The organism is Kitasatospora sp. NPDC007106 (assembly GCF_040634455.1).
GTDB lineage: Bacteria > Actinomycetota > Actinomycetes > Streptomycetales > Streptomycetaceae > Kitasatospora > Kitasatospora arboriphila.
On the sequence record NZ_JBEYFP010000344.1, the window covers coordinates 1 to 6,320 of the forward strand.

7 protein-coding genes are annotated in these 6,320 nt (G+C 72.8%); all 7 read left to right on the top strand.

The features are described from left to right. The first annotated feature begins 217 nt into the window (after window positions 1-217). The 7 genes from ABZ641_RS22815 (at window position 218) to ABZ641_RS22845 (ending at window position 6,177) form a co-directional block, all read left to right on the top strand. On the top strand, window positions 218-301 hold the full coding sequence (locus ABZ641_RS22815) for a putative leader peptide (protein WP_359984401.1): 84 nt from the start codon (window positions 218-220) through the stop codon (window positions 299-301). A gap of 260 nt (window positions 302-561) precedes the next feature. After that, window positions 562-1,611: an ABC transporter substrate-binding protein gene (locus ABZ641_RS22820; protein WP_359984394.1), complete on the top strand. Its 1,050-nt coding sequence runs from the start codon at window positions 562-564 to the stop codon at window positions 1,609-1,611. A 3-nt stretch (window positions 1,612-1,614) separates the two neighbouring features. Further along, entirely contained in the window at window positions 1,615-2,421 is an 807-nt protein-coding gene (locus ABZ641_RS22825) for an ABC transporter ATP-binding protein (protein WP_344626026.1), read from the top strand. Further along, complete coding sequence (locus ABZ641_RS22830; protein ID WP_359984397.1) at window positions 2,418-3,329, top strand: ABC transporter permease; 912 nt, start codon at window positions 2,418-2,420, stop codon at window positions 3,327-3,329. The genes ABZ641_RS22825 and ABZ641_RS22830 overlap by 4 nt, the downstream gene beginning before the upstream one ends. A 3-nt stretch (window positions 3,330-3,332) precedes the next feature. After that, window positions 3,333-4,919: an FAD-binding protein gene (locus tag ABZ641_RS22835; RefSeq protein WP_344626024.1), complete on the top strand. Its 1,587-nt coding sequence runs from the start codon at window positions 3,333-3,335 to the stop codon at window positions 4,917-4,919. Next, window positions 4,916-5,254 carry a ferredoxin family protein gene (locus ABZ641_RS22840; RefSeq protein ID WP_344626023.1) on the top strand — a complete coding sequence of 113 codons (339 nt, stop codon included), beginning with the start codon at window positions 4,916-4,918 and terminating at the stop codon, window positions 5,252-5,254. Before ABZ641_RS22835 ends, ABZ641_RS22840 begins: the two co-directional genes overlap by 4 nt. 35 nt (window positions 5,255-5,289) lie before the next feature. Continuing rightward, a complete protein-coding gene (locus ABZ641_RS22845; RefSeq protein ID WP_344626022.1) occupies window positions 5,290-6,177 on the top strand; it encodes a TauD/TfdA family dioxygenase in 888 nt (295 codons plus the stop codon). Window positions 6,178-6,320 lie beyond the last annotated feature (143 nt).

Genomic DNA, 6,320 nt, shown 5'->3' on the forward strand with positions numbered 1-6,320 from the left:
GCAGGGGGGACCCTGTGGGAGAGTAGGACGCCGCCGAACAATTCTTCTGAGAAGCCCCGCCCGGGGACACCGGGCGGGGCTTCTCGCATTTCCGGACCCATTCCGGACCCATTCCGGACCCGACTCCCCGGCCCGCGTGTGTCGGCGGTACGACAGGTTTCTTGCAGGGCTGGAACATTCGTTGACCCGGGAACGGGCCGGCTGGAACGCTGAGAGCGTGAGCCAAGCCGAGAGCCTCGTCGGGCGCCTGCACGTCGATCTGCGACGTCATGCCAGCGCCATCTGTGCCGCCTGCCGTTGACGGGCAGGCCCGCCACCGCGCCATGACGGCGCGCCGCCTCGCCGGCCTCACCTGAGCCCCCTGCCGCACTCCGGCGTACCCGGGCTCCGCTCTCCGACCGTTCCTCGGGCCTTCCGGCCGATGGCGGTCGTTCATCTCGCACTCCCTGTGCCACCGCTCTCCCGTGACGGGTTCCTCCGTGCTGTCCGGCTGCCGCCGACGTCGTGGTGTTCGCGTCCCGGGGGAGGGGTGTGCCGCCCTTCCCGCAAAGGACCTCCGCCATGCCCGCCACCTCCCGTCGCCAGTTCCTCGCGCTCGCCGCCGTGGGGGTCGCCGCCGCTGCCTGCGGCCGGGCCACCGCCTCCGCCGGCTCCGGATCCGAGACGAAGAAGCTCAGATACCAGGGCTGGGCGGGGCAGGTGACCCTGCCCGAACTCGCCGAGGACCTCGGCTACTTCGGTGACGTGAAGCTCGAATGGGTCGGTAACACCATCAGCGGCCCGCAGGACATCCAGTCCGCGGCGACCGGCCAGATCGACTTCGGCGGCGCCTTCAACGGCGCGGTCGTGAAGCTGATCGCGGCCGGTGCCCCGGTGAAGGCCGTGATCAGCTACTACGGCGTCGACGAGGCCGCGTACAACGGCTTCTACGTGCTGCAGGACAGCCCGATCCGTTCCGCCCGCGACCTGCTCGGCAAGAAGGTCGGGATGAACACCCTGGGTGCGCACAGCGAGGCCATCCTCGACATCTACCTGCAGCGCAACGGGCTCTCGCCGGCGGAGATCGCCAAGGTCGAGCCGATCGTGGTGCCGCCGGTCAACACCGACCAGTCGGTACGGCAGAAGCAGATCGAGGTCGGGGTGCTGGGCGGCGTGCTGCGGGACAAGGCGCTGGCCGCGGGCGGCATCCGGCCGCTGTTCAGCGACTACGACCTGCTCGGCAAGTTCAGCGCGGGGACGTACGTCGTCACCAACCGCTTCCTCAAGCAGAACCCGACCACCGCGCGGACCTTCGTCACCGGTGTGGCCAAGGCGATCGAGTGGACCAGGACCACGCCGCGGGAGGAGGTCATCGCCCGCAGCGTCGAGATCGTGAAGAAGCGCGGCCGCAACGAGGACACCGCGGCCCTGAAGTACTGGAAGTCCGCGGGCGTGGCGGAGACCGGCGGCCGGATCACCGACGACGAGTTCAAGATCTGGATCGACTGGCTGGTCGAGCACGGCGACATCAAGGCCGGCCAGGTGAAGCCCGCCGACCTCTACACCAACGAGTTCAACGGCTACCCCGCGGCCGCGGCGACGGCCGCGAGCCCCTCCCCGAGCAGGAGTTGAGCGATGAGCGCCGACATCTCCTTCCGTTCCGTCAGCAAGGTGTTCCAGGTCCGCGGCGGGGGCGACTTCACCGCCGTGGACCGGGTGGACCTCGACATCGCCGCCGGTGAGTTCGCCGTGCTCGTGGGGCCGAGCGGTTGCGGCAAGTCCACCCTGCTCGACCTGCTGGGCGGGCTGACCGTGCCCACCTCCGGCGAGATCCTGCTGAACGGCCGCCCGGTGACCGGGCCCGGGCCCGACCGCTCCACCGTCTTCCAGCAGTACGCGCTGTTGCCCTGGCGCACGGCCCAGGGCAACGTCGAGTTCGGCCTGGAGTCGATCGGCGTGCCGAGACGCCAACGCGCCGCCCGGGCACGGGAGTACCTCGCGCTGGTGGGCCTCACCGGCTTCGAGGACCGGCACCCGCACGAGCTGTCCGGTGGCATGAAGCAGCGGGTGGCGATCGCCCGCAGCCTCGCCTACGACCCCGAAGTGCTGCTGATGGACGAGCCGTTCGCGGCGCTCGACGCCCAGACCCGCGAGTCGCTGCAGGACGAGCTGCGGCGGATCTGGCAGCAGACCGGGAAGACCGTCCTGTTCATCACCCACGGCATCGAGGAGGCGGTCTACCTCGGCGGGCGGGTGGCCGTGCTCACCTCCCGCCCGGGCCGGGTCAAGCAGGTCGTCCCGATCGACCTCGGCGACCGGAGCGCCGCCCAGGACCTGCGCTCCAGCCCGGAGTTCGCCCGCTACCGGCACGAGATCTGGAGCCTGCTGCACGACGAGGTCAGCCGCGCCCAGCAGTTGGAGAGAGAGGTCAGCGCCGCATGAGCACCGACGTCCGCCCGTCCGCCCCGCCCGTCCTCACCAAGCCCAAGCCCAAGCCCAAGCCCAACTCCGGGGCGCCGGCCGCCGAAGCCCCGGCCGTTCCGCCCCGGGAGGGTGCCCGTGCCGCGCGCCGCCGCTCCAGGCTGCCCCGTCTGCTGCTGGCCGGCCTCGGCAAGACCGTCGCGATCGCCGCACTGCTCGCCGTGTGGGAGGCCGCCCCGCGGCTGAACCTCGTCGACCCGACCTTCCTGCCGCCGTTCAGCCAGGTCGTCGACGCCTGGTTCGGCCTCCTGGACAGCGGCCAGCTCGCGACCAACACCCAGGCCAGTCTGACCCGATCGCTGAGCGGCTTCGGCCTCGCCGTCGCCCTCGGCGTGCCGCTCGGCCTGCTGATCGGCTGGTACCGGCCGGTCGCCAACCTGCTCAGCCCGGTGCTCGAACTCTTCCGCAACACAGCCGCGTTGGCGCTGCTGCCGGTGTTCGTGCTGATCCTCGGGATCGGGGAGACCTCCAAGATCTCCATCGTGCTCTACGCGTGCATCTGGCCCGTGCTGCTGAACACCATCAGCGCCGTCCGCACCGTCGACCCGACCCTGCTGAGGCTCGCCCGTTCACTGAACCTCTCGCCGTTCCGGCTGTTCCAGAAGGTGATCCTGCCGGCCTCCGTGCCGACCGTGTTCACCGGGATCAGGCTGGCCGGCGCGGTCTCCATCCTCGTCCTGGTCGCCGCCGAGATGGTCGGCGCCAAGGCCGGGCTCGGCTACCTGATCAACGCGTCGCAGTTCAACTTCGCCATCCCGCAGATGTACGCGGGCATCGTCACCATCTCCGTGATCGGCGTGCTCTTCAACCAGCTGCTGGTCGCCCTGGAGCGCCGCTTCACCGCCTGGCGCGCACCGGTGGGGGTCTGAGGGATGGGCGAGAGCCTCGAACTGACCGCGGACGTCCTGGTGGTGGGCGGCGGCCCGGCCGCCACCTGGGCCGCCCTCGACGCGGCCCGGGCCGGCGCCGACGTCGTCCTCGCCGACAAGGGCTACTGCGGCACCAGCGGCGCGACCGCCGCCGGCGGCACCGGAGTCTGGTACGTGCAGCCCGACCCGGCCGCCCGGGAGGCCGCCATGGCGAGCCGCGAGGGACTCGGCGGACACCTCGCCGACCGCGGCTGGATGGCCCGCGTCCTCGACCGCACCTACGCCAACATCAACGAACTGGCGGAGACCGGCGGATACCCCTTCCCGACGGCGCCCGACGGCCGCCAGCCGCGCAACGGACTGCAGGGCCCGGAGTACATGCGGCGGATGCGGATCAGGACCCGCCGAGCCGGGGTGCGCATCCTCGACCACAGCCCGGTCACCGAACTGCTCACCGCCGCCGACGGATCGGTCGCCGGCGCGGCCGGCCACCGGCGGCAGGCCGGGCACCCCTACCGGGTGCTGGCCGGCGCGGTCGTCCTCGCCACCGGCGGCTGCGCGTTCCTCAGCGGGGCCCTCGGCACCGACACCGACACCGGCGACGGCGCCCTCTACGCGGCCGAGGTCGGCGCCGAACTCTCCGGCATGGAGTTCTCCAACGCGTACGGCATCGCGCCCGAGCACACCTCCGTCACCAAGACCGCCTTCTACTCCTTCGCCACCTTCCACCGGGAGGACGGCAGCGTCCTGGAGGGCGCCGCCAGCCAGGGCGGCCGATCGGTCATCGCCCGCGAACTGCTCAACGCCAAGGTCTACTGCACCCTCGACCGGGCCGACCCGGCCGACCGGCAGGCGATGCGGCTCGCCCAGCCGAACTTCTTCCTCACCTTCGACCGGCTCGGCATCGACCCGTTCACCCAGCGGTTCGCGATCACCCTGCTCGCCGAGGGCACCGTCCGCGGCACCGGCGGCATCCGGATCGCGGACGCGGACTGCCGCACCACCGTGCCCGGCCTGTACGCGGCCGGCGACGCCGCCACCCGCGAGGAGATCTGCGGCGGCTTCACCGGCGGCGGCAGCCACAACGCGGCCTGGGCGATGTCCTCGGGCAGCTGGGCCGGTACCGGCGCCGCCCGGTACGCCCTCGGGCTCGGCCGCGCCGCCCGCACCCGGCCCGTGCGGGCCGCGGGCGGAGCCGGGCTGCGGCCCACCGGCAGCGGCGGCGCCGACCACCGCGAGGTGACCGCCGCCGTCCAGGGCGAAGTCCTGCCGTACGACAAGAACTACCTGCGGCAGGGCGACACCCTCACCGGGTCGCTCCGGGTGCTCGACGACACCTGGCGGCTCCTGCGCGCCGGACTGCACGGCGAGGGCCGCGACGCGATCCGCACCCGGCAGGCCGCCGCGCTCGCCGCCAACGCCCGCTGGATGTACCGCTCGGCGCTCGCCCGCACCGAGAGCCGCGGCATGGCCCGCCGACTCGACTTCCCCGACCAGGACCCCGCCCAGCACCACCGGATCGCCACCGGCGGCCTGGACGAGGTCTGGACCCGCCCCGTGAAGGAGCCCGCCGTGAAGGAGCCCGTGTGATCGAACTCGTCTCCGCCGCCCGCTGCATCGCCTGCGACAAGTGCATCAGGGTCTGTCCCACCGACGTCTTCGACCGCGGCGCGGACGGCATCCCCGTGATCGCCCGGCAGGACGACTGCCAGACCTGCTTCCACTGCGAGGCCAACTGCCCCGTCGACGCCCTGTACGTCGACCCGCGCACCCGGCCGCAGCCCGTCCCGCACGACGAGGACGACCTCGCCGGCGCCGGACTGCTCGGCAGCTACCGGGCCCGGATCGGCTGGGGCCACGGCCGCACCCCCGGGGCGCTGCAGGCCATCGGCCCCGCCTTCGGGACCGCACCCATCACCTCCTGAAACTCCCGACCCGCACCACGAAGAGGAGCACACCCATGACCGCGTTCGAGCTCCACAAGGTCGGCGGCCGGATCGGCGCCGAGATCACCGGCATCGACCTCTCCCAGCCGCTCGACGGGCAGACCGTCACCGCACTCAACGACGCGCTGGTCGCCCACAAGGCGCTGTTCTTCCGCGGACAGCACCTCGACGACCAGGGCCAGACCCGCTTCGCCGGCTACTTCGGCCCGCTCACCACCGCCCACCCGACCGTGCCCTCGCTCGACGGACAGCCCAACGTCCTCGCCGTCGACAGCGAGGACGGCGGCCGGGCCAACCAGTGGCACACCGACGTCACCTTCGTCCGCACCCCGCCCAAGGCGTCCACGCTGCGCAGCCTCGTCGTCCCGCCCTACGGCGGCAACACCCTGATCGCCGACGCCCAGGCCGCCTACCGAGACCTCCCCGAGCAGCTGCGGGAGTTCGCCGACCGGCTCTGGGCCGTCCACACCAACGACTACGACTACGCGCAGGGCAAGGAGCTCGACGACGCCGAGGCCGAGCGCCGCGCCGTCTTCACCTCCCGCACCTACCGCACCGCCCACCCCGTGGTCCGGGTCCACCCCGAGTCCGGCGAACGCGGCCTGTTCATCGGCGGGTTCGCCGAACGCATCCTCGGCCTGCCCACCGGCGCCTCGCACGACCTGCTGCGCACCCTGCAGTCGTACGTCACCCGGCCCGAGAACGTGGTGCGCTGGCGCTGGTCGGTCGGCGACGTCGTGCTCTTCGACAACCGCTCCACCCAGCACTACGCGCCGGACGACTACGACGACCTGCCGCGCCGCCTGCACCGCGTCACCGTCGCCGGCGACGTGCCGGTCGGCGTCAGCGGCGAGCCCAGCTACATCGTCGAGGGCGACGACGCCGCGCACTACACCGGCTGAGCCCGGCCACCGAGCGGCACCGCACCGGCCGCGCCGCGGGCACACCGCCCGCGGGGCGGCCCGGGGCGGGGACCCCCCCCCCACCACCGCCGGCAGCCCGGCCCACCCGCGGCCCGCCGGGCGGGCGGCCCCCCCGCGATCCG